This is a genomic window from Flavobacterium pectinovorum (genome assembly GCF_022802975.1).
Lineage (GTDB): Bacteria > Bacteroidota > Bacteroidia > Flavobacteriales > Flavobacteriaceae > Flavobacterium > Flavobacterium pectinovorum_B.
On the sequence record NZ_JAFEVZ010000022.1, the window covers coordinates 1 to 22551 of the forward strand.

General features: G+C 33.2%; 18 protein-coding genes. 12 read left to right on the plus strand and 6 right to left on the minus strand.

What is annotated here, in order from left to right:
- Window positions 1–530 precede the first annotated feature (530 nt).
- A complete protein-coding gene (locus FLV_RS19480; protein WP_243236427.1) occupies window positions 531–7418 on the minus strand; it encodes a S8 family serine peptidase in 6888 nt (2295 codons plus the stop codon).
- A 278-nt stretch (window positions 7419–7696) separates the two neighbouring features.
- On the opposite strand from FLV_RS19480, the gene thrS reads away from it, so the two are divergent.
- From thrS to FLV_RS19515, 7 genes are all read left to right on the plus strand, one after another.
- A complete protein-coding gene (gene thrS / locus FLV_RS19485; protein ID WP_243236428.1) occupies window positions 7697–9643 on the plus strand; it encodes a threonine--tRNA ligase in 1947 nt (648 codons plus the stop codon).
- A 22-nt stretch (window positions 9644–9665) separates the two neighbouring features.
- Window positions 9666–10217: a translation initiation factor IF-3 gene (infC, locus tag FLV_RS19490; RefSeq protein ID WP_317235685.1), complete on the plus strand. Its 552-nt coding sequence runs from the start codon at window positions 9666–9668 to the stop codon at window positions 10215–10217.
- Window positions 10218–10331: 114 nt separating this feature from the next.
- Complete coding sequence (gene rpmI / locus FLV_RS19495; protein ID WP_007810722.1) at window positions 10332–10529, plus strand: 50S ribosomal protein L35; 198 nt, start codon at window positions 10332–10334, stop codon at window positions 10527–10529.
- Between the two features lie 159 nt (window positions 10530–10688).
- Window positions 10689–11033 carry a 50S ribosomal protein L20 gene (gene rplT / locus FLV_RS19500; RefSeq protein WP_035649542.1) on the plus strand — a complete coding sequence of 115 codons (345 nt, stop codon included), beginning with the start codon at window positions 10689–10691 and terminating at the stop codon, window positions 11031–11033.
- Between the two features lie 102 nt (window positions 11034–11135).
- The gene (locus FLV_RS19505; protein ID WP_243236429.1) at window positions 11136–11951 is read left to right on the plus strand and encodes a hypothetical protein; all 816 of its coding nucleotides are present in this window, start codon (window positions 11136–11138) and stop codon (window positions 11949–11951) included.
- Between the two features lie 73 nt (window positions 11952–12024).
- The gene (locus FLV_RS19510) at window positions 12025–12597 is read left to right on the plus strand and encodes a Crp/Fnr family transcriptional regulator (protein WP_243236430.1); all 573 of its coding nucleotides are present in this window, start codon (window positions 12025–12027) and stop codon (window positions 12595–12597) included.
- A gap of 77 nt (window positions 12598–12674) precedes the next feature.
- A complete protein-coding gene (locus FLV_RS19515) occupies window positions 12675–13109 on the plus strand; it encodes a carboxymuconolactone decarboxylase family protein (protein ID WP_243236431.1) in 435 nt (144 codons plus the stop codon).
- Window positions 13110–13170: 61 nt separating this feature from the next.
- Here FLV_RS19515 and FLV_RS19520 read toward each other — a convergent pair whose 3' ends face one another.
- The 5 genes from FLV_RS19520 to FLV_RS19540 form a co-directional block, all read right to left on the minus strand.
- The gene (locus FLV_RS19520) at window positions 13171–14430 is read right to left on the minus strand and encodes an asparagine synthetase B (protein WP_243236432.1); all 1260 of its coding nucleotides are present in this window, start codon (window positions 14428–14430) and stop codon (window positions 13171–13173) included.
- 324 nt (window positions 14431–14754) lie between these two features.
- Window positions 14755–15423, minus strand: coding sequence for a response regulator transcription factor (locus FLV_RS19525; RefSeq protein ID WP_243236433.1), 669 nt, complete (start codon window positions 15421–15423; stop codon window positions 14755–14757).
- Window positions 15424–15535: 112 nt separating this feature from the next.
- Window positions 15536–16327: a sensor histidine kinase gene (locus FLV_RS19530; protein WP_243236434.1), complete on the minus strand. Its 792-nt coding sequence runs from the start codon at window positions 16325–16327 to the stop codon at window positions 15536–15538.
- A 192-nt stretch (window positions 16328–16519) separates the two neighbouring features.
- Window positions 16520–16732 carry a hypothetical protein gene (locus FLV_RS19535; RefSeq protein ID WP_243236435.1) on the minus strand — a complete coding sequence of 71 codons (213 nt, stop codon included), beginning with the start codon at window positions 16730–16732 and terminating at the stop codon, window positions 16520–16522.
- Window positions 16733–17142: 410 nt separating this feature from the next.
- The gene (locus FLV_RS19540; RefSeq protein ID WP_243236436.1) at window positions 17143–17517 is read right to left on the minus strand and encodes a hypothetical protein; all 375 of its coding nucleotides are present in this window, start codon (window positions 17515–17517) and stop codon (window positions 17143–17145) included.
- A 523-nt stretch (window positions 17518–18040) separates the two neighbouring features.
- On the opposite strand from FLV_RS19540, the gene FLV_RS19545 reads away from it, so the two are divergent.
- The 5 genes from FLV_RS19545 to FLV_RS19565 form a co-directional block, all read left to right on the plus strand.
- Window positions 18041–18595 carry a phage tail protein gene (locus FLV_RS19545; RefSeq protein ID WP_243236437.1) on the plus strand — a complete coding sequence of 185 codons (555 nt, stop codon included), beginning with the start codon at window positions 18041–18043 and terminating at the stop codon, window positions 18593–18595.
- A gap of 14 nt (window positions 18596–18609) precedes the next feature.
- Entirely contained in the window at window positions 18610–19164 is a 555-nt protein-coding gene (locus FLV_RS19550; RefSeq protein WP_243236438.1) for a phage tail protein, read from the plus strand.
- Between the two features lie 59 nt (window positions 19165–19223).
- Complete coding sequence (locus tag FLV_RS19555) at window positions 19224–20375, plus strand: ABC transporter substrate-binding protein (RefSeq protein ID WP_243236439.1); 1152 nt, start codon at window positions 19224–19226, stop codon at window positions 20373–20375.
- 2 nt (window positions 20376–20377) lie between these two features.
- Window positions 20378–21307: a methionyl-tRNA formyltransferase gene (locus FLV_RS19560; RefSeq protein WP_243236440.1), complete on the plus strand. Its 930-nt coding sequence runs from the start codon at window positions 20378–20380 to the stop codon at window positions 21305–21307.
- Window positions 21308–21326: 19 nt separating this feature from the next.
- Window positions 21327–22551, plus strand: a 1225-nt coding sequence (locus tag FLV_RS19565) for a cadherin repeat domain-containing protein (protein ID WP_243236441.1), incomplete at its 3' end; no start/stop codon positions are given.

A 22551-nucleotide genomic window follows, 5' to 3' on the forward strand; every position in this document is an offset into this window, starting at 1 on the left:
TAGCCTTTTTGATATCTTGATTTTGTCAAGTTTTTCTGGTTTGGGGCGCTTTGATCAACTTATATCAAATTATAAAAAAACCTTTTCTTCCCTTTTTACCTATTTATAACACAGCAAACATCCAAAAATTATCTTCTTTCTTCGTTTTCTTCCTGAAATAATCTTCTATTTAACAAAATCTAACTCCGAAAAAACATACCATAGCACCGATAGAAGCCTAAATCATTTTCTACAGGGGTTCGGTACTAAAGATTCTAGCCCATAGAGGGAGTAAGCTTCTTATTAATATAATCAAATCCCAAATTCCATTCTTAAAAAAAATTAGACTTCCCTATCCAGGACAATTGACTTTTAAAACATCAATAAAACTTCGTTTAAATTTACCCTTATATATTATAGTATAATTTTCTACTTTATATATATGTACAAAAAAAATAAACCCCGCAAGTTTTCTAAAAAAAAACTGCCGGGGCTTTAATTTTACTATTTCTGCCTACACAAAGACAGCGATGTTTTATCAAACACTAAGATTAATTAATGATAAGTTTTTCTGTAGCTGTTTTACCATCTTGTTCTATATTCAAGATATATACTCCAGATGGCAATCTTAATAAATCTAATTCTTTGTCTGCTGTATTTAAAGAAAATACTTTTTTACCTGACATATCTGAAATCCTTATATTCTTAACACCCCCTGAAACTGTTTCGATATACACTTTCCCATCAGTAACCGGATTTGGATAAACTGCAAATCCCGGAATTGCATTAGTTGGTACTCCTAAACTACATGCTGCTGTTGAAATATTAACCGTACGCGTTATTGATGCTTCATGATTCATAGCGTCTTTTACGGTGTAGATTAAAACATACGTCCCTGAGGTATTTACATCAACACTTCCCGTCACAACAACATCTGCGGTTATATCAGCATTTAAATTATCTTTTGCTTCAACTCCTGCTTCTGCATATACACAACCTTTATCTAATGAAACAATAGCACTACCTAATAATATAATGGTTGGTTTTGCATACTCTATTGTTACAGTCCAATTTTGAATTGTTCCATCTTGTGCAATTACATTGTAAACTACCGGGCCTGTATAATCCAATACCGACACACCACTATTCTGAGGATAAGTTCCAATGCGTAAAGCAGCGAAATTTGATAATTGGAATACCGGCCTAAACTCACCAAAATCCGCATTGTTATCAACATAAACCTTTACTGTTTTTGCCACAGGATCAATTACACTTGAACCAACCTGATTTTGCACAGTATAATCAACAATATTAGCTTCTGCATTTTTTGCATTAATAGTAACGTTATAATTTGTCACAGAAAGTTTATTCTCTGAAATTACAGTAACTAAAAAACTATTTGTATAATTTGCAGCAATAGTTTTTGAATTTGTCTGCAGTACCCCATCTATATAAAGCTCTGCTCCTTGTGAAACCACGAAATCCGCAATTAAGTTCGTAACATCAACTCCAAATGGCACTGTCTTCGTTACATTATTACCCACGATATCTGTATTAATTTCCTGAGTCAAAGCTAAATTTTCAGCAGTCTTAAAATCATAAGAAAGTAATTTGCTCTCTTTATTTAAACCTGCAGTAACTTTAATGGTATAATTTTCTTCAAGCCCAGTATTAAATCCTCTTCCTAAGACTTTAAATGTAACTGGATTAGTATAATCATTACCCGAGACACCACTTACTTGCTGATTTCCATTAACTGTTGCAATACTATTCATTCCTAAAGAGAAATTTGCAACTGCACTTGTAACATCTGCACCATCATTTAACACTACTGAATATGTTTTAGTTGCCGCATCATAAGATGAAGATAATTGATTTAAGAAATCTATACTTTGCATCAAAACCGGAACATTCCAGAATTTCCCCTCTCCTAAACCATCTGTATCTGCATTTGTTACCACAGCTGTATTATCACTAATAGTGCGATCGAAAACAAATTGTTTATTTCCTTCAGAAAAAGGATAATATGCCAATAATCCCGGTTCGTTTCCAATATATCTTGTGGTAGCATTGGCGATAATTGTTGCCTGATTACGAACACCTGCCCAGATACGGACTTCATCTATGTTTCCATTCAAACCACGTGCTAAACCAGCATTATTACCTATATAAGCCGCAGCTGCCGCATTTGAACTAGCAGCTCCTGCCGTACCTGTACTTGTGTAAGCCACTTGTACCCCATCAATATAAACTCTATAAAGATTGGCAGCACTTACCGAATAAGCAATATGATGCCATGTTTTTTGTTTAATAGAATTTGCAGCTGTATTGATTACATAAGAACCTGCCGCAGTAGTTATCGAAACTACTAAACTGTTCTCTTTGTAAATAGATAAGTTGCTATCGTTATGAATAAACACTAACGCAGTACTTTTATCCAAAAGTCTTCCGTATACTGTTGGAGCTTTTTGGTTTACCCAAGCTTCAAAAGTATAATTGTTTGTCAGGTTTAAAGCTGGCGTAACATCCGTTTTGATAAAATCATTTATTCCATCAAAAGTTCCTGTAACATTGGTTCCATAATCCGCAACATGAGAAATAACAACTGATTTCGAATCATTACTTGGATCTGTATCTCCTGCTAATTTCGTATATACTTCTAAAGTATAATCAGAAGGAACACTTAAATTTGCTTTTGTCACGAATAAATAATTAGCTATCGCACCTGCAGGGATAGAAGACGTAACTGTTCCTACAACCTCAGTACCTCCATTAATTTTATAAGCTACAGGGAAATTAGAAATTGCAACATTAGATAAATTTCGAATTGCAGCAGTTACAGTTACCGGGGCTTTCCCTGGCTTAACTGGCGCTACGATTCTTTCTACACTCACATTTGCTGCTGTATATGGCAATACGTTAATCGTATATTCCTCAACCTCAAAATCCTCTCTTGAGCTAGTCAAACCATCAAATGTTGGCCCTAAAACCACATTGTAATATTCTTGTGGAGAACGAAACATGTGTATTACACGCATTTGTTTTTCTCCTGCTGTCGTACCTGCCGGAATTGTTAAACCTCCCACAAGTGTAAAATTATTCCTAAAATAATGAGTACTTGTTGTTGAAGGAAGTGCTGGCGATACAGATGTTTGTAATGTATTTACCCAAAAAGTACCTGCATAAAACTCATCTGTTAAATTTCCGTCGCCATTTAAATCAATAACAATCATAGTAAACACTCCGACATTAGACACCTGATCCCTACTAATTGGCGCTTCAGGTTTTGTTATTGTAACTTCTGGCTGATATGTAAATCCTGCGTAAACCGGAATTTTTACTGATTTAAAATCAGAATAAGCTGTTGTTCCAGAAGGATTCACAATATCATTCCATTTAAGTTTAGAAACAGCATATCCATTTGTATTCGTATGAGTTGGTAAATCATTTTTATTATAAACAACTTTTTCACGAATATCATTAGCAGCATTATCATCCGCAATATCAACTCCACTTTTGATTGTATAGGTAGCATCAGTAATTGACAAATCTGCTTTAGCAGTAAACGTATAATTCACTGTAGCATAAGATCCAATAGACGGAACAAGTTCTATCACTTTTGCTCCACCATTTACCTGATAAAAAACAGGATAATCTATTAAAGCATTAGGACCTAAATTCGTAACTCTTATTATAACACTATGAGCATTAGATTTTTTACCTAAAACTTCAGGCGCTACTATAGAAGCAATGCTTACATCATTTATTGTTAATTTTGTTGCACAAGAAATTGCCGCAATCCATCCGGGTGTATTTTCAATCTCATCAGAAACAAATCTAAAAGTTAATTCTCCATTTGTAGCTGAAGACGTTAATGAAGGCGGTAGTGCATTTCCTGTAAATGTACCTAATAAAGGAGAGGAAATATTCGGTCCGTTATAAACATATAAAAAGTCATAATCAGCTTCTAAATCAAACTCACTGAATTCAACTTTTACACTACTGCCGGCTGTAGCAGGCACAAAAGTAATTACCTGCGTAAGCTGATCACCGTAATTACCATAACGAGAACCAGCATCTGTAAATACTGCAGAACATGTTGTTAGACTAGATCTTGATCCCATTAACACATCTGAACCAATATTAAAAACCTGCTTACTCAATGAATTATTATCAACAACTGCATCTGAAGCATAATTTACACTTGCTGTGACCGCATAAATACCTCCTGCTGAAAAATCTGCTTTTTGAACAAAATCATAAGACACTTCGCTTAATGGAGCAATAGGACCCGGTATTGTTTCTAATACTTCCGCACCATTATTAACTTTATACGAAACCGATACATTACTTACAGCAACCGGAGAATGATTATAGATTTTAATCTTTACTGTTTCGGTTGCAGTAAACGTTGCATTAGTAGTTAATTCAGATAATTCAAGATCATTTGAAGTAGCTTCAAAAATATTTACATTATCAACATACACCGCATTGTAAACATTTTCATTACTAACCACTACAACATCATTATCCATAACCGATTCAAAAGCTACACTAAATGTAGTTCCTGCAAAAGCTGATAAATCATACAATAATTCTGTATTACCAGACAAAGCTGCACCTCCGTAAACACTAACATTTTCAGTACTTGTTACAGGAGTTCCGTTTATTGTAAGTCTGAAGAAATTTTTATTTGCAGGTCCTACACTGTTCCAAAGCAAATTAAACTTCAGACGCAATGCTTTTCCTGCAAGCGTTGTGGCATCTATATCACAGAAAGATACTTTTTTAATATAATCCGGATTGTTTGTAAACGCATTTGCATCTGTACTTGCTACCCAAGGAGAAGCTGATAGGGTTCCAGATCCGGCCATTTTTGCCCCATCTAACAAATCAGCACTAATATATTCATATTTCACAAGTCCCGTAGAACCTTTAGAAAACACATAATTAGTTGCTTTTCTTGAATTAAAATCTTCAACAAATGGTAAATTTATCGAACTTAAAAGTGGTTGAGAAACAGGTTCTACATTTACCGCTCTTACTCTTTCAGAAACAATTCCGGTAGCTATGTCAACAGCACGAACAGAAAACCAATTGTCGTCTCCAGTCGTAATATTTGAAAAAGTATAAGTTGGACTTGTAACTGTTGCAACAACATCAAATTTATAACCGTTCATTTTTAACACCTCATACTTAGAACCCGGAATTGCATCCCAATTCATTTGATAAGATGATTTACCACATGCCGAAGGAGCAATAACTAAGTTTTCCGGTTCTTTGATGATGTTAAAAACCTCTTTTGAAGTATCTACTTTTGAACCTGCTATAACTCTAATTTTTGCATTTGCAATGATATCCGCAGGAACTTTCCATGCAAAATTTCTTGCTGATGACGGAATATCTTTTGCTATTAATTGATAAGTTACCCCTCCATCAATTGAATATTCAAGAGTAAAAGGCCTTACATCTCCTTCATAATCCCAACGAATGTATTCTGTAGTTTCAGTATTAAATTTTTCACCTCCTACCGGATAGGTTAAAATTAACTCAGGAGCTACATAATCATATACTACAGAAAATTGCTGCGTATTAAGAGGAACCCGTGTACCTGTAACAATGATTTTATATGTACCCGCAGTCGGATTATCTAATGTTACTTGCTCGATATTATTCACATTATCAACCCCACGCACAGCGTTAGCATTCGGAGCTGTTGGATTTAAAACCCATGGTAAGGTTGTTACGCCATCTTTTACGATTTTGATATCTAAATCATTTACCTGAACAGATGTTCCACCAGGCGTACCACCAATATCCGTGTATGCAAGAAGCACTTTCAATGTTACTAATCCTGCGGGAACAACGATATCTTTTTCATAAGTGGCTCCGTTAGCAACAGATGCAGTATAAAACATTTTTTTATCCAAACCTTTAACTGCACGTAATCCGTTTAAGTTTCCAAAACCATATTTATAGTCCGGACCAGGATTTCCAGCATCTTTAGCCGTATTGGTTACCAAAGCTTTCATCAAAGAAGCTAAAGGTTTTTCTCCATAGGTATTTTTATATCTTTCATACAATAATGCCAAAGTTCCTGTTACTCCAGGCGTTGCCATTGAGGTTCCGCTCATTACCTGATACGAATTACTATAATCTAATGAATAAACATCTGTACCTACTGCAGCAATCTGAGGTACCAAACGCCCATCAATAGTTGGCCCAAAACTACTATAACTACTAATTAAATCATTTGGATTATTAGCCGCAACATGCAATGAATTTTTTGAATTTTTAGTTGAAGTATTGAATCCTCCAGGATAAGCTGTCTGAGCATTTCCATTTGAATATACGTTGAGCAAATAAGGATAAGCCACAGTAACGTTATCATCACCACGATCGCCTGTATTGTATCTGCCCGTATTAAATCCGGAAGTAAGATTCACTCCATAAGAATTTGACGTTATCTCGATTTTATCATCATTTGCCGCAAGCACTCTTTCTTGCTGAACAGACAAACCATTAGACTGCGTATTAAAATTCCATCCATACATCTGTACTTCAGGAGCCATTCCTTTTGCTCTTGGATCTAGTAATCCCGCACCGCCTATAGTCCCAGCTACGTGATCACCATGCGAAGAATTCGATTCATACTCTCTATTTACAACCCTTCCTGTATGATCTTTATGCGGCTCAAGATTTCCATCCCAAACACCAACTTTGACACCTTTTCCTGTTAAGCCATAACCTAACCCCGGAATTGTTGAGCCAAGAATATTTGCTTTATGTGAAGTGACACCAGGTTTATTATCGCTTTCTACAGGAGGTGGTACCAATTCAATATTTTGTACCCAGTTAAATTTCGCTATCTCTTCAAGTTTATCTTTACTTACCTGTAAATAAATTTCACTAAAAATCACATCGTTTTTAATGTTTTTTATAAACAAACCAGTTAAATCATCTTCAATAATTTTACCTTCGACCCCTTTAAAATAACTGATAACAATCTTTACCCCATTACCCTCTTTAGCATAATCCGGAATAGCATTATCTACAATCATTGGATCTAATTTATATTTAGGATCTACAGTAATCGACGCCCTAATATTATCAGAAACAGCACTATTCGCATAAAAATCAGAAGAAACTTTAGCATAATAAGCATTATTTGACAAATAACTAAGTAAAGTCACTCCTTCTGATTTCAATTTTTGCTGCTCTTCAACCGTGGGAATTTTAGCAAATTGCAACAAAGTGTACTCTACTTTGGGAATTTTCTTGCCAGTATTTTTTTTCTCTTTAAACTGTTGTTTAAAATTTGATGTCGTTACTATCTTATTTCCGTTTACTGAAATTACAAAATCAGTATCAGATTTTTTTTGCGACCATAAAACAATGGTCATTAGCAACATAAATAAATTAAGTAATTTTATTCTCATAATGGTTTTTTTATTTAATAGCATTCTTTTACAGGGTAAACTTACAAAATCATCTCTAATAAAATGTTACATTTGTAAATAATTTATTAAAAAAACATTAATTTAAAACAAAAACATGTCTCTAACCCAATATTTAAATAAATTAACCTGTTAAATAAAAGCTTACGACATTTAAGCAAAATCAGGAACTAATAACAAAATCAAACAATTTATTTACAGCCAACAAGTTGTATGTATTTTTGTAATAAGTTATATTTGCATTCACAAAATTATAAACAATGATTAAGATTACTTTACCCGATGGGTCAATTAGAGAGTTCGCTCAAGGCGTAACTCCAATGGAGGTCGCTAAAAACATTAGCGAAGGTTTTGCAAGAAACGTGATTTCTGCATCTTTTAATGGTACAACTATTGAAACCGAAACTCCATTGACGACCGACGGTAATCTTATACTATATACCTGGAATGATGCTGAAGGAAAAAAAGCTTTCTGGCATTCGACTTCTCACGTAATGGCGCAAGCTCTTGAGGAATTATACCCTGGAATTAAATTAACTCTTGGACCTGCAATTGCTAATGGTTTCTATTATGATGTGGATTTTGAAGACCAAAAAATTTCAGAAGCCGACTTTAAAAAGATCGAAGACCGTGTTCTTGAGATTTCAAGAGGAAAACACGAATTTAAAATGCGTCCGGTTAGTAAAGCTGATGCATTAGAAATGTACAAAGACAACGTTTACAAGACTGAATTAATTTCTAATCTTGAAGACGGAACAATTACATTTTGTGATCACGCTACTTTTACCGATTTATGTCGCGGAGGCCATATACCGAATACCGGAATCATCAAAGCTATGAAAATCATGAGCGTTGCAGGCGCTTACTGGAGAGGAGATGAGAAAAACAAACAGTTAACCCGTGTTTATGGAACATCTTTCCCTAAACAAAAAGATTTAACTGAGTACCTTGAACTTCTAGAAGAAGCAAAACGTCGTGACCACCGCAAACTTGGTAAAGAACTTGAATTGTTTGCTTTCTCTCAAAAAGTTGGTCAAGGTTTACCTTTATGGCTACCTAAAGGTGCAGCACTTAGAGATCGTTTAGAACAATTTTTAAAAAGAGCTCAAAAGAAAGCCGGATACGAGCAAGTGGTTACTCCACATATTGGACAAAAAGAACTTTATGTTACTTCTGGGCATTATGCTAAATATGGTGCAGATAGTTTTCAGCCAATTAATACACCAGCAGAAGGTGAAGAGTTTTTATTAAAACCTATGAACTGCCCTCATCACTGTGAAATTTACAACGTAAGACCTTGGTCATACAAAGATCTACCAAAACGTTATGCTGAATTTGGTACTGTATATAGATACGAACAATCTGGTGAATTACACGGATTAACTCGTGTTAGAGGGTTTACTCAGGATGATGCGCATATTTTCTGCACTCCGGAACAATTAGATGAGGAATTTAAAAAAGTAATTGATCTTGTCCTTTATGTATTTGGTTCGTTAGGTTTCGAAAACTTTACTGCTCAAATTTCCTTGAGAGATCAGGAAAACAGAGAAAAATATATTGGTACTGACGAAAACTGGGAAAAGGCTGAAAATGCCATTATAAATGCTGCAAAAGATAAAGGTTTAAATACAGTTGTTGAATATGGCGAAGCTGCATTTTACGGTCCGAAACTGGATTTCATGGTTAAAGATGCTTTAGGAAGACAATGGCAATTGGGGACAATCCAGGTAGATTACAACCTTCCCGAACGTTTTGAATTAACTTACAAAGGGGCTGACAATGAATTACACAGACCCGTAATGATCCACAGAGCTCCTTTTGGATCGATGGAACGTTTTATCGCAATTTTACTAGAACACACAGTAGGAAATTTCCCACTTTGGCTAATGCCCGAACAAGCTATTATATTGTCTTTGAGTGAGAAATACGAAAATTATGCTAAAAAAGTTTTAGATTTGATAGAAAATCACGAAATTCGCGCCCTAATTGACAACCGAAACGAAACTATTGGTAAGAAAATTAGAGACGCAGAAATGCAGAAAATACCATTTATGCTTATCGTGGGTGAAGAAGAAGAGAAAAACAATACTATTTCTATTCGCCGCCACGGACAGGAAGGAAAAGGAAACATTACAGTTACAATAGATGAGTTTGTCAAAATTGTAAACGAAGAAATAAACAAAACATTAAAAGTTTTTACAGTTTAACTTAAATTATAAAGTCATAGCAATAAGAAGCAACAGAGGTTTTCAACCTCGCGTAGAAAAAAAAGATGCACACAGAATAAACAACCTTATTCGTGGTGTACAAGAAGTAAGACTAGTAGGTGAAAACATCGAGCCCGGTGTATTTAAACTAGCAGACGCATTACGTTTAGCTGATCAATTTGAATTGGATCTAGTTGAGATTTCACCGAATGCTGAGCCTCCGGTTTGTAAAATCATGGATTACAAGAAATTCGTTTACGAACAAAAGAAACGTGACAAAGTATTAAAAGCTAAGTCGTCTCAGGTTGTAGTAAAAGAAATTCGTTTTGGCCCTCAGACTGATGAGCATGATTATGAATTTAAAAGAAAAAATGCTGAAAAGTTCCTTAAAGAAGGTGCTAAATTAAAAGCATTTGTATTTTTTAAAGGACGTTCTATCATCTATAAAGATCAAGGGCAGATTTTATTATTACGTTTGGCTACAGATTTAGAAGAACATGGTAAAGTGGAAGCCATGCCAGTTTTGGAAGGAAAGAGAATGATTATGTTCATTGCTCCGAAGAAAAAGAAATAAGTCTTAAAGTCAAAAGTCTTAAAGTCGAAAGTCATGAACTGACTTTTGGCTTTAAGCTTTTAGACTTTTGACCAAGATATAAGTAAGTAAGAATAAATTAAAACACTAGGAAAAATGCCTAAAATGAAAACAAAATCTAGCGCTAAGAAACGTTTTAAAGTTACTGGCTCTGGAAAGATTAAAAGAAAGCATGCTTTTAAAAGTCACATCTTGACTAAAAAATCTAAAAAACGTAAATTAGCTTTGACACACTCAGCGCTAGTTCACTCAACAGATATGAAAAGCATCAAACAACAATTAAGAATTATCTAATAACGCTTTAAGCTTTATGCCGTAAGCAATACGCTTATAGCCTAATGCCATCGCTTATAGCAAATTCAGGTTAAAAAAATATTTATATAACCTTGGAGTATGGCTTTTAAGTTCCTTTGATTCAATTCAGGACGCCTGCTACAAAAACACATTAAAATTATGCCAAGATCGGTAAATTCAGTTGCTAAAAGAGCAAGAAGAAAAAAAATAATGAAGCAAGCCAAAGGTTTCTTTGGCAGACGTAAAAACGTTTGGACAGTTGCTAAGAATGCAGTAGAGAAAGCAATGTGCTACGCTTACCGCGATAGAAAACAAAACAAAAGAAATTTCCGTTCTTTATGGATTCAACGTATTAACGCTGGTGCCAGATTAGAAGGAATGTCTTATTCTCAATTCATGGGAAAAGTTAAAGCTAACGGAATCGAATTGAACCGTAAAGTTCTTGCAGATTTAGCTATGAACCACCCTGAAGCTTTCAAAGCAATACTTAATAAAGTAAAATAAACGTTTTATCAACTCAATTTAGATTACTTACTTATTATAAAGAAACCATTCGTTAATTCGAATGGTTTTTTGTTTTTACACTTTCACTAAACCTGATTATTAATGAAAAGACTATTTTTAACTCTATTTATAATGCAAATTCTCTTAGCCAGATCACAAGAGAAAAATCTCGACAAGAATTCCACCAGTACAATAGTTGGGATAATTGACATAAGAGATTCTAACTGTCTTTCTGAAATTGAAAGAGCAAAAATGGATTTTAAATTTCAAGAAATTTTTTATTATATCGAACCTGAAGGATATCTTGACAGCGACTCTAAAAGACATCATCCCTATTTAAAAGAATTGCTTAAAGAAAAGCAAATTGGATTTAGCTATTCTAATGAGACAGAATTTTCATTATTCAAAATTGGGAATGAAAGGGAAAGTTACCCGGCAGTAACAAACTGTTATTCTAAAGCTTCAAATGAGTTATTAAATCTAAAGTATGGACATAATTTTACAAAACAAATTGAAAGGACTGCTGATAGTTTATATGTAATAAGCAGAATAGAAATACCATTCCAGTATCCGAATGGAGTAGATAATTATTGCATGATATATCCAAATGCAACAGAATTCTTAGAGCAAAAGGCGCAAATAATAAAGGACTTTTTTACAATCTTTAAGTTTCCAAATGGTTTTCTGAAAAGTATAAATCAAAGAGATTTCTTTGCAAAAACAAATTTCCTTATTAAAAGAGACTCAAAAGTATCTGATATTAATATCGAAATTAAATTTACAAATTTTGAAAATAAAAAATTTACGGATTCAATTGTTAATCAACTTAAAAATTTTATTGAAAACGCTAACTGGAAACCAGCTATTTCTAGTGGTGTATTAGTTAATAGCAAATTTGAAATAAATTTTTATAATTAAATTATTTTGAATTTCGTTATTTTATATCGGAGACAAATTTAAAAGTAACTTTACACAAAACCAAACCGGCCTTATGTACAAAACACTTTTTGACCATATAGAAAAATTTACACCATTAAAACCTTTCGAAATTGAGATTTTAGAATCAGGTTTAGGCATTACAAAAATCAAAAAGAAACAACATGTTTTACAAGAAGGCCAGATTTGTAATACGATGTATTTTATTACAAAAGGTTGCTTTAGACAATACATCATTAATAATAAGGGAACAGAGCAAACACTTCAATTTGGAATTGAAAGCTGGTGGATTACTGATTATTTAAGCTTTCACAATCAGACACCATCACATTTTTATATTCAGGCTGTAGAAAACTCTGAAATAATTGCAATTGAAAAACCTGTACTCGAATCCTTATTAATTCAAATTCCTAAGTTAGAACGCTACTTTCGAATCGTTTCACAAAAATCATTTGGAGCCGCTCAAATGCGTATTAAATTTCTATTTACAATGTCGGCCGAAGAAAGATATAACCATTTCAAAAACCAACAACCAGATTTTGTACAGCGTGTCCCTCAATATATGCTTGCCTCTTATCTGGATTTTTCGGCTGAATTTATGAGTAAAATCAGAGCCGGAAAAGTCTAATCTGAATTTCTTGAAGTAGTTCAAGATTTATAAAATAGGATTGACTGACCTTTGTTTCAACTTTAAAAACAAGTAAAATGAAACCAAGAATCATTATTCCGCAAGTTGCCCCAGAAGCCTATCAAGCCTTAATGAATTTAGAAAGTTATATTTCTAAAACATCTTTAACTTCAACACATAAAGAACTTATAAAAATTCGTGCTTCTCAAATTAATGGCTGCGCTTTCTGTATCAATATGCACACGGCAGACGCCAGAAAATATGGTGAAACAGAACAGCGCATCTACCTGATCAGTGCATGGCGTGAAGCTGATATTTATTCAGAAGAAGAAAAAGCAATTTTGGCTTTGACTGAAGAAGTTACCATGATTAGCCATCACATTTCAGAAGAAACATATCAAAATGCTGCAGTCCTTTTTGACGAAAAATATTTAGCCGAAATTATTTTAGCAATTATTACAATCAATGCATGGAACAGATTTGCTATTACAACAGGATTGAGAGTTTCATAAATTATAATTTTAAAACAACAAAACCCTCTAATTTGGAGGGTTTTGTTGTTTTAAAACTCAATTACGTCTTTAATTTTTTCTTTTTAGCCGCAGGAAACAAAACATTATTCAAAATCAATCTATAGCCCGGAGAATTAGGATGCAAATCTAAAACTGTTGGGGGATCGCCTACCTGATGCTGGAAATCTTCCGGATCATGACCTCCAAAAAAAGTGAACATCCCTTTTCCTTTTTCTCCATGAATGTAACGAGCTTCACCATTGATCTCACAAGTTCCCATAACTAAAACATTCGACTTAATTAAAGCAGCATCAAAAGAAGTGGTCTGCCCCATAAAACCTTTTACTAATTGTGTATGGTTCTGACAAAGCATGCTCGGAATCGGGTCCCATTTTGCAGAATATTCCATTAAAGTAAAATAATCTTTATCCGGAGCCACTCTACGTTTTGCAGTCATATCAATATCGGAAAATTCATATTGTTCAGGTCTTCTTTCAAGAGTAAAATCTTTAAAAGCAAAAGAATTTCCATAATTCAATTTTGATTGATAATTCGATTCACTTGCATCACCATCAAACATTGCTTCGCAGATATCAACACCATCAGCTGTCAAAGAAATATCAAAGCTATCCGTCGCAGAACACATTGCAAACATAAAACCTCCACCAATAACAAAATCTCTTATTTTTTTAGCTACAGCACCTTTTTCCTGAGAAACTTTTGCATAGCCTAATTTAGCAGCTAAAGCCTCAGCATCTTTTTTTTGTTCAATATACCAGGGTGTGTTTTTGTAAGCCGCATAAAATTTACCATATTGTCCTGTAAAATCCTCATGATGCAAATGCAGCCAATCGTATAACAACAGTTGATCACTTAAAACCTCTTCATCATAAATAGGTGTAAAAGGAATTTCAGCATACGTTAAAACAAGTGTTACTGCATCATCCCAAGGCTGCTTTCCTTTTGGAGTATACACAGCAATTTTAGGTGCTTTTTCTAAAATAACAGATTCCATGTTTTGTGAAGGACTTGAAATTTCATCTAAAATTGAAGCTTCTTCACTATCTGAAAGAATTTCAAAACTTACGCCTCGAATCTTACATTCTTTACGAATTTCATCGGCATCAGGCAACAAAAATGAACCTCCCCGGTAATTTAAAAGCCAACTTGCTTTATAATCTTTATTTAAACACCAATAGGCTATCCCATAAGCTTTAAGATGGTTTTGCTGGGTAGTTTCATCCATCGGAAGGAGTATAAAAGATGCTTTTGCTGATAATGACAATAAAAACAATACTATATATATTAAACTTTGTCTCATTTGATAAACTATTTACTGTAAAGGTATAAAGGAAGTATTAAAAAGCATATTGAAAATGCTGATTTTATTGATGAAAAAATTATTATTATTTCATTAATTTTTCATCAAACACAATAAAAAAACAGGTATAAATACTTACAACAGAAAAAGATATTCTGATTAAATTTGGCAATTTAGTAACAAAAATTAAGGAAATAATGAAATTCAATGAGTCTGATAAGCAATCAAAACCATTAAATATTTTACAAAAGATAGCGCTTTGCTTACTCGCAATTACAGTTATTTCGTATTATATTCTGTCTATACAATTTTTAACAAGCTGACTTAAAGATTCAATACTGCAATTTCATTTTGAATAGCATAAACCACTAATCCGGCAATATTTCTTGATTCGGTTTTAAGCAACAAATTATTCCTGTGCCCTTCAACGGTTCTGGGACTTAAAAAAAGTTCTTCGGCAATTTCGGCTGTTGTTTTTTGATTGCAAATGAGTTGAAGTATTTCGATTTCACGCGGGGATAAAAAACCGGATTCTAAATTAATTTTAGAGCTTTTAGATTGTGAAATAGTCTCTTGTATAGTTTTTAAGATATTTTCATTATAAAAGAAACCTTTTTTAGCAACCTCATTAATTGTATTAATTAAATCTTTTGGAGTTGTATTTTTTATCAAATAAGCGACAGCTCCTACCTGAATCATATTTGTTATGAAAGATTTTGTTGCATAGCTTGTTAAAGCAATAATTTTAATGCCTGGAAATATTTTTCGGATAACTTTGGTTGCCTCTACTCCATTTAAAACAGGCATTTTCAAATCCATAATGATAATATCAGGCTTACTTTCATTATTATTCAAATGCGAAATAAGCTCATCTCCATTTGATGCTTCAAAAAGAATTTCAATATTTGCCTCTCTTTGAAGTAAAAAAGAAATCCCTTTACGAAATAAGACTTCGTCATCAACTAAAGCTATTTTGACTATAGAATCGCTCATTTTCTTTAGATTTTTGAATCTTTTAAAATTTTCAAGTTACAAAAATATATTAAGTAAAATAAAAAAAACAACTTTTATCAAATAATATTCTTTCATAAAATGAATAAATTTGTTAAAAGACAAAGAAAACATCAATTCCCTTACCAATACTTGAACTTATATTCATAGTTCCATTTAAGAAAGATATTCTACTATCAATGTTTTTCATTCCAAGACCTTTCTGACTTTCAGAACTCTCACAATCAAAACCTATCCCGTTATCTTTATAAAAACAAGTATTCACTGTATCAACATTTTCAAAACGAATAAAAATCTCAGAAGCCTTTCCATGCCTCAACGAATTATTCATCAATTCTTGCAGAATCCTAAAGATATGTAAGTGTCTGTCTTTATCTTTTTCATCAAATTCAATTTTATTTTGATAATTAACCTTAACAGATTTACTACTTTCAAATTCTTCACATAATTCTTCTATACCAGCATGAAGTCCAAATTTGTCAAAAACCGGAGGCAGTAAATTATGAGCAATTTTTCTTGAATTATCTAATGCTTTAGCTGTAATACTAATAATATTAGATGTGATTTCCTGCGTTTCTTCAATTGTTAAATTTGCAGAAGTTAATAAATAGCTATTTAATGAGACCACATTTAACTTTGAACTAATATCGTCATGCAAATCCTGAGCTATTCGTTTGCGTTCTTCTTCTTGTGTAACAATAATAGCGTACAATTGTTCTCTTTGATGTGCCAATATTAAATCTTTTTTTTCCAATTCTTTTTGAATAATTTTTTTTCTGGAAAAATAGAAAAATACAACTAAAGCAACTGACACAATCATAAAAAAAAGCGATATATATAAAATAATCGCAACTATTTCTTTTTCAGTAATTGAATTTACATTCATATAAACGTGTGGTATTTCTTTTAATCATAGAATATAATTACAACCAAAGATATTGTATTTAGACATACCGCATCAAAATAATGCAATAAAAAATCCTCATCAAAAAACTTTCTGATGAGGATTTTTTATTTTAAATAATGGAAATACGTTTGTTAATATAATTTTATTCCTAATATTTTAGCAATATTTACTTTACGTCTTTTTAGAAAAACTTACTTTCCACTCAAACAATATACTGAGATAATATACTACTACTAAAAGTGCATTTATTGTCCAGCTGAGGTATTTAATTTCATTACATAAATTGGAGGATAAATTCCCCAGTAATAATAAAACTGTAGCTCCCAACATATAAACAACAATACCAATAGTTACATAATAATATTCTTTTTTTTCTGTAAGCATATTATAAAAATGAATTAATGCAAAAAAAACGATTAATAAAGAAGTAATCGTTATTTCAAGTAAATTAAATTTTGACCATTGCGAAGGATCGAAATATAGCTGTACTCCAAAAACTATTAGAGCCAAAGAAATACTAAAAATTACAATTTTTTTTTGAATACTGTTTTTAAATAGTGATTTATAAAAAAAACCTAACAAAATCATTTGTCCAATAAAAAAAAGATTAACTAATAATAAATTATTTTTTTTTAAATAATATAATAACTCCATACTAAATTGCACAACAAATGTAAAAGCCAGATAGCATACAAAAAAACCATTAGCCTTTTCTTTACGAAAAAAGCTAATGGTATATAAAATAAGGTTAATCAATAAAACTAAATAACCTGAATATATTAAAGAATCTATCATTATTCTAATGGACTGGCTGGGTCTCCAAAAGGAGGAACTGGCCGACTAGTATCATAAACAACGGCACCACCAGCAGTAGTTTTAGCTGTCTCATTTGCTCCACTTCTAAAAACATCTCTGTAAATACCTGTTTCAGGATCAAGCTTTGTCCCAACAAATATCAATGTTTCTTCTCCGGCATTATTAATTCCTTTATAGGCACGAACTGCATCAATATCCTGATCTAAAACTAATTTTAATGCATCCAGAGGAATTAGGTATCCTGTAATTTTTCCCTCACCAGTTACTTCTTTAGAATCACGGTATTTTTTTGTCCATTCAGCACCTTCAGACAAGGGTATTTCGACACTTCCAAAATTTAATTTTCCTGACATAATTTTAATTTGTTTAGGTTAAAGTTAATATTGACTACTTAAATATTTGTTTGCTAAACTAATAAAATATTTTAAAAAACAGAAGATTTAAAAATAAAAAAAACAAAAGGACCAACCCTAAAAAACACCTGACAAACAAACACTTATCAATAAAAATAAAAAAACAGGTATAAATACGCATATCCAACTTTTTATTATGATTTAATTTTGTTTTAAACATTTAACAAAAAAACATGCACAAAAAAATCTATTTGAAGATTTTTTGAGTTTGAATTAATGTAATCGTAATAAAGAATTAGATTTTGTAATGCAGGTACTGAGATTTCCCACCTCATAACATAAAAAAGGCTATTCATGCCATTTTATTGTTTAAAAAAAACCTGATAGAATATTTTTGAATAGTTGAAGAAAGCAATCTTCAATGATAATGAATTAAGCATTTATCTCATCGAATGACAATATCTGAAAAGATAAAAAGTCAAAAGAGTATGTAATTTATTTTTTAACTATATAACCAAAAACTATGTCTACAGAACCATTTATCGGAGAAATTAAAATTTTTGGATTTGATTTTCCACCTAGAGGCTATATGAGCTGCAACGGTCAACTCTTATCAATTGCTCAAAATACTGCTCTTTTTTCTTTACTCGGAACAGTGTATGGAGGAAACGGACAAGCAACATTTGGACTTCCTAATTTACAAGGCAGAATGCCGATTGGACAGGGCCAAGGCGCTGGATTACCGCCGTATGCTATGGGTCAGGTTGCAGGTACTACAAATGTTACATTATTAACATCTAACATTCCTGCTCATACGCACCCTGCTGCAGGCCTTACAGTAAATATTCCTGTTTCTACAGGAGGACCGGATATTGCCTCTCCCGAAGGAGCTTTTCTTGCCGATACTGGTGTAGAAATATTTTCAAGTATACCTACAGCAACAAAAAATTACGGAGCCTCAACTGTTGGCGGAAATACAGGGCCTACAGGAGCCTCAACCCCATTTAGTATAATGAACCCTTATCTCGTTATCAATTATTCGATTGCGACACAAGGAATTTTTCCAAGTAGAAATTAAATAAATCTAAATTTATGTCAACAGAACCATTTATAGGAGAAATAAAATTACTTGGGTTTAATTTTGCTCCGTTAGGATATCAAACATGCCAAGGGCAATTGATGAGTATTGCTCAAAATACAGCGTTATTTGCTTTGTTAGGAACTTATTACGGTGGAAACGGACAAGTAACATTTGCATTACCTGATTTACAAGGAAGAGTTCCCATTGGTCAAGGACAAGGAGCTGGACTTCCTGCATATACAATAGGAGAAAAAGGAGGATTAACAAGTCTTACTTTATTAACTCAAAATTTACCTGCGCATATTCATCCAGGGACTGGAATTTCAGTAAATATTCCAGTTTCTACTGGAGGACCTGATATTGCTTCCCCTGAAAATGCATTTCTTTCTGACAGAGGTGTAGAAGTTTATTCTTCTATATCAACTACAGGAAAAAGTTATGGAGCACCTACTGTTTCAGGAAATACAGGAGTTACTGGATCATCACTCCCATTCAATATAATGAACCCGTATTTGACCATAAATTATTCCATCGCAACAGAAGGAATATTCCCAAGTAGAAATTAATTCAAATATTATAAGGAAATTTTCATATTGAAAATTTCCTTTTTTATTATCTAAAAGATATGCAGACAATAGGAATTTTATTAGCCCGATCAACATACTATCAAAGTATTAGCTTCGATCTTTATGAAGGATTACGTTCAGGATTAAAACATTTAGGAAAAAATGAAATTCGAATCGTTACCGAAAACATAGGTTTTGGAGCTGACAAACAACAATGCTACAGAAGCGCAGAAAAACTTTTACTGGACGAAAATGTTTCTGTAGTAATTGCTTACATAGGACATCGTATGGCACAATTGCTTCGCCCACTTTTTCTCGCTGCCAACAAAATGTTGATTGTTTTAGATGCCGGTGCGAATGTACCTCAAGAATGGCCTACTTGTCCAAATATATTTTATCATTCATTGCACAATTCCTTAGGTGCTTCAATTGCTGCGAAACAAGCTATAAATGATGGATATACATCAGCCGGAATGGTAACCGGTTATTATGATGGCGGTTATTTACATACTTATAGTATCTCTAAAGGCTTTGAAGAAAATGGAGGAAAAATCTCTTTTAATCACGCTACTGGATATAAAACAGAAGACTTTACGGTTGCACCTTTAAAAGAACATCTAGAAAATTTTCCAAACAGTGCCTTATTAAGTTTGTTTAGTGGTGATTTTGTTCACTGGTACTTTAAAGGTATTAAAAATTCATTTGAAGGGCAAAATATTCCAGTTTACTTACCTCCTTTTGGACTAGACGAAATGATGTTAGCTGATGCAGAATATCCCGGTAACAATATAAAAGGAATTGCCGCATGGTCAAAAAAAATAGAATCCAATGAAAACAAAACATTTATCGAAATCATAAATGCTGCTGGCAGAACACCCAACCTGTTTTCATTATTAAGTTGGGAAAGTGCTTTTATAGCTTTAAAAGTTATAGAATTAATTGATCAGAGTAAAAACAATATGACGCAAATAGCATCAGGTTTACAATCTTTTACATTTAAAAGCCCAAGAGGTACTATTTATTTTGACTCAAAAACGAATACTTCAATATCCCCTTTATACCACGTCTCTGTCATTTCAACAACTGAAGGCAAATGTGAATTACAATTAGAAAATATGACCAATGATGTACAGGAACACTTTGACAATCTAATTACACATGACCTAAACAACTCATCATCGGCATGGTATAACAGTTACACCTGTATCTAATTATGGAAGACAAGAAGAAAAAAATAATGATATTATGTGGTGGAAAATTTGCTTTTCCTTCATTGCAGTTACTAGCGTATGAAAAATTTATATGCGGAATTGGTATTGGCAAAGGGAGTAACATGATTATAGATGCTTTGGAAAGAGAATCAGAAGACAGTAACATTAGTTTTAGGTCTTTTCCAAATAAAAAAAATATCTCCGAAATGAGACCTTGGATTGATACAATCCAGCCTGATTATATATTCTGTATTTCTTTTCCATTTCTCCTTCCAGAAACTATTCTCTCTTATGGACATGAAAAATTCATCAATTTTCATCCGGGACCATTACCTCGATATCGTGGTGTAATGCCCATTTTTGAGGTTTTAAAAAATCAGGAAACAGAAACTGCTATCTGTGCACATTTTATGAATTCCAAATTTGATGAGGGAAATATAATTTTTAATGACCCTATAACTATTCAGAAGGAAGATACTTATGGAAAATTAACTGTCAGATTAAGTGATCGTCTGGCTCAGGTAACTTTAAATATGGCAAACATGTTACAATTTGCTAATCGTATTCCAAATCAGCCACAAGATAAAAATTTGGCATATTATTATGAAAAACCTGAATTATCAGATACTTATATCAACTGGAAACGAATGACAGCAGGTGAAATTATCGCACTCATTAACGCATGCAATCCATGGAATACAGGTGCAGATGCTACATTATTAGGAGAACAGGTCAAGATAATTATAGCTTCGATATTAGATGAACCTCATAATAATCAACCCGGAACAATAGTATCAATAACTGATACCATTAATATAGCGTGTGAAGACAACAAACAAATTGCAATTACAATACTCAGTACAGATGAAGGTATTATGACAGCCAATCAATTTTCATCATCTAAAAATCTGGCACTAAAAATAAATTATTAACAAATTAAATAATGTAATCATGAAAAAAAACTTTACTTTAATTTATGCAATGTTACTTTTCCTCTTTTGGATAAAGGGAAGTGCACAAACGCAATTTTGGAGCGACACTTTTGATGCTCTTCCAACTGGTGGGCTCAGAGTTCCGGAAGAAAATGGAGGAACTACTTCTCCTAGTGCAAGTTATTTCAAATTAACTGATGGTTCCACTATACAACAAATTGTTCCTTTTACCGGAAAACAAGGAACATACTTTTGGGCTGGAGAAGACCATAATGCTGCAGGTACTGGTTTTGTTACAAGTGGTGCACAAGGAGCAGCTACAAATAGCCCTAATAATGAACTCCAAATCCAATGGACAGGAATTCCAATTACCGGAAAAACAGGATTAAGTTTCAAAGGTTTAATTGCTGCTGCAAGTACCAATGAGCCTTGGGACAACACAAATGCCTGTGCCAGTGGCGTTGGAACAACCAATACAGATTACATTATTGTTGAATATAGTATTGATGGAGCTCCTTATAGTAGTTTAATACGTTTTTTTAACAGAGGGAGTGCGGCAAATGGAGTAGACAAATATTTATTCGAAGATACCGATGGCAATGGTTGTGGGGATGGTACACAATTAACTAATGTTTTTGGCGAATTTAGTAAAACTATTGCTGGCACAGGAAATATTCTGAACCTAAGAATACGCGTGTTTTCTGAAGGAAATAATGAAGAATGGGGTATAGATAATTTTAGATTATTTGAAGCACCTACGAATGCAGCTCCAACTGATTTATCTCTTTCCGCTACTGCAATTAACGAAAATGTAGCGGCAGGGTCAACAGTAGGGATTTTATCTTCTGTTGACTTGGATTTAGGAAATACTTTTACTTATTCTTTGGTATCTGGAGTGGGAAGCACTGACAATGCTGCATTCACTATTAGCGGTGCAAACCTGCAAATTGTGGCAAGCCCGGATTTTGAAACTAAATCTTCATACTCGATTCGCGTAAAAACTGCCGATCAGGGAGCATTGAGTTTTGAAAAAACGTTTACAATCAATGTAAATAACCTCAATGAAGTGCCAACTGACTTAGCGCTTTCGGCTACGGCTATTAACGAAAATGTAGCAGCCGGTTCAACGGTAGGAATACTTTCTTCTATTGATGTAGATGCTGCCAATACTTTTACTTACACTTTGGTCGCTGGTGCAGGAAGTACTGATAATTCAGCTTTCACTATCAGCGGTGCAAACCTGC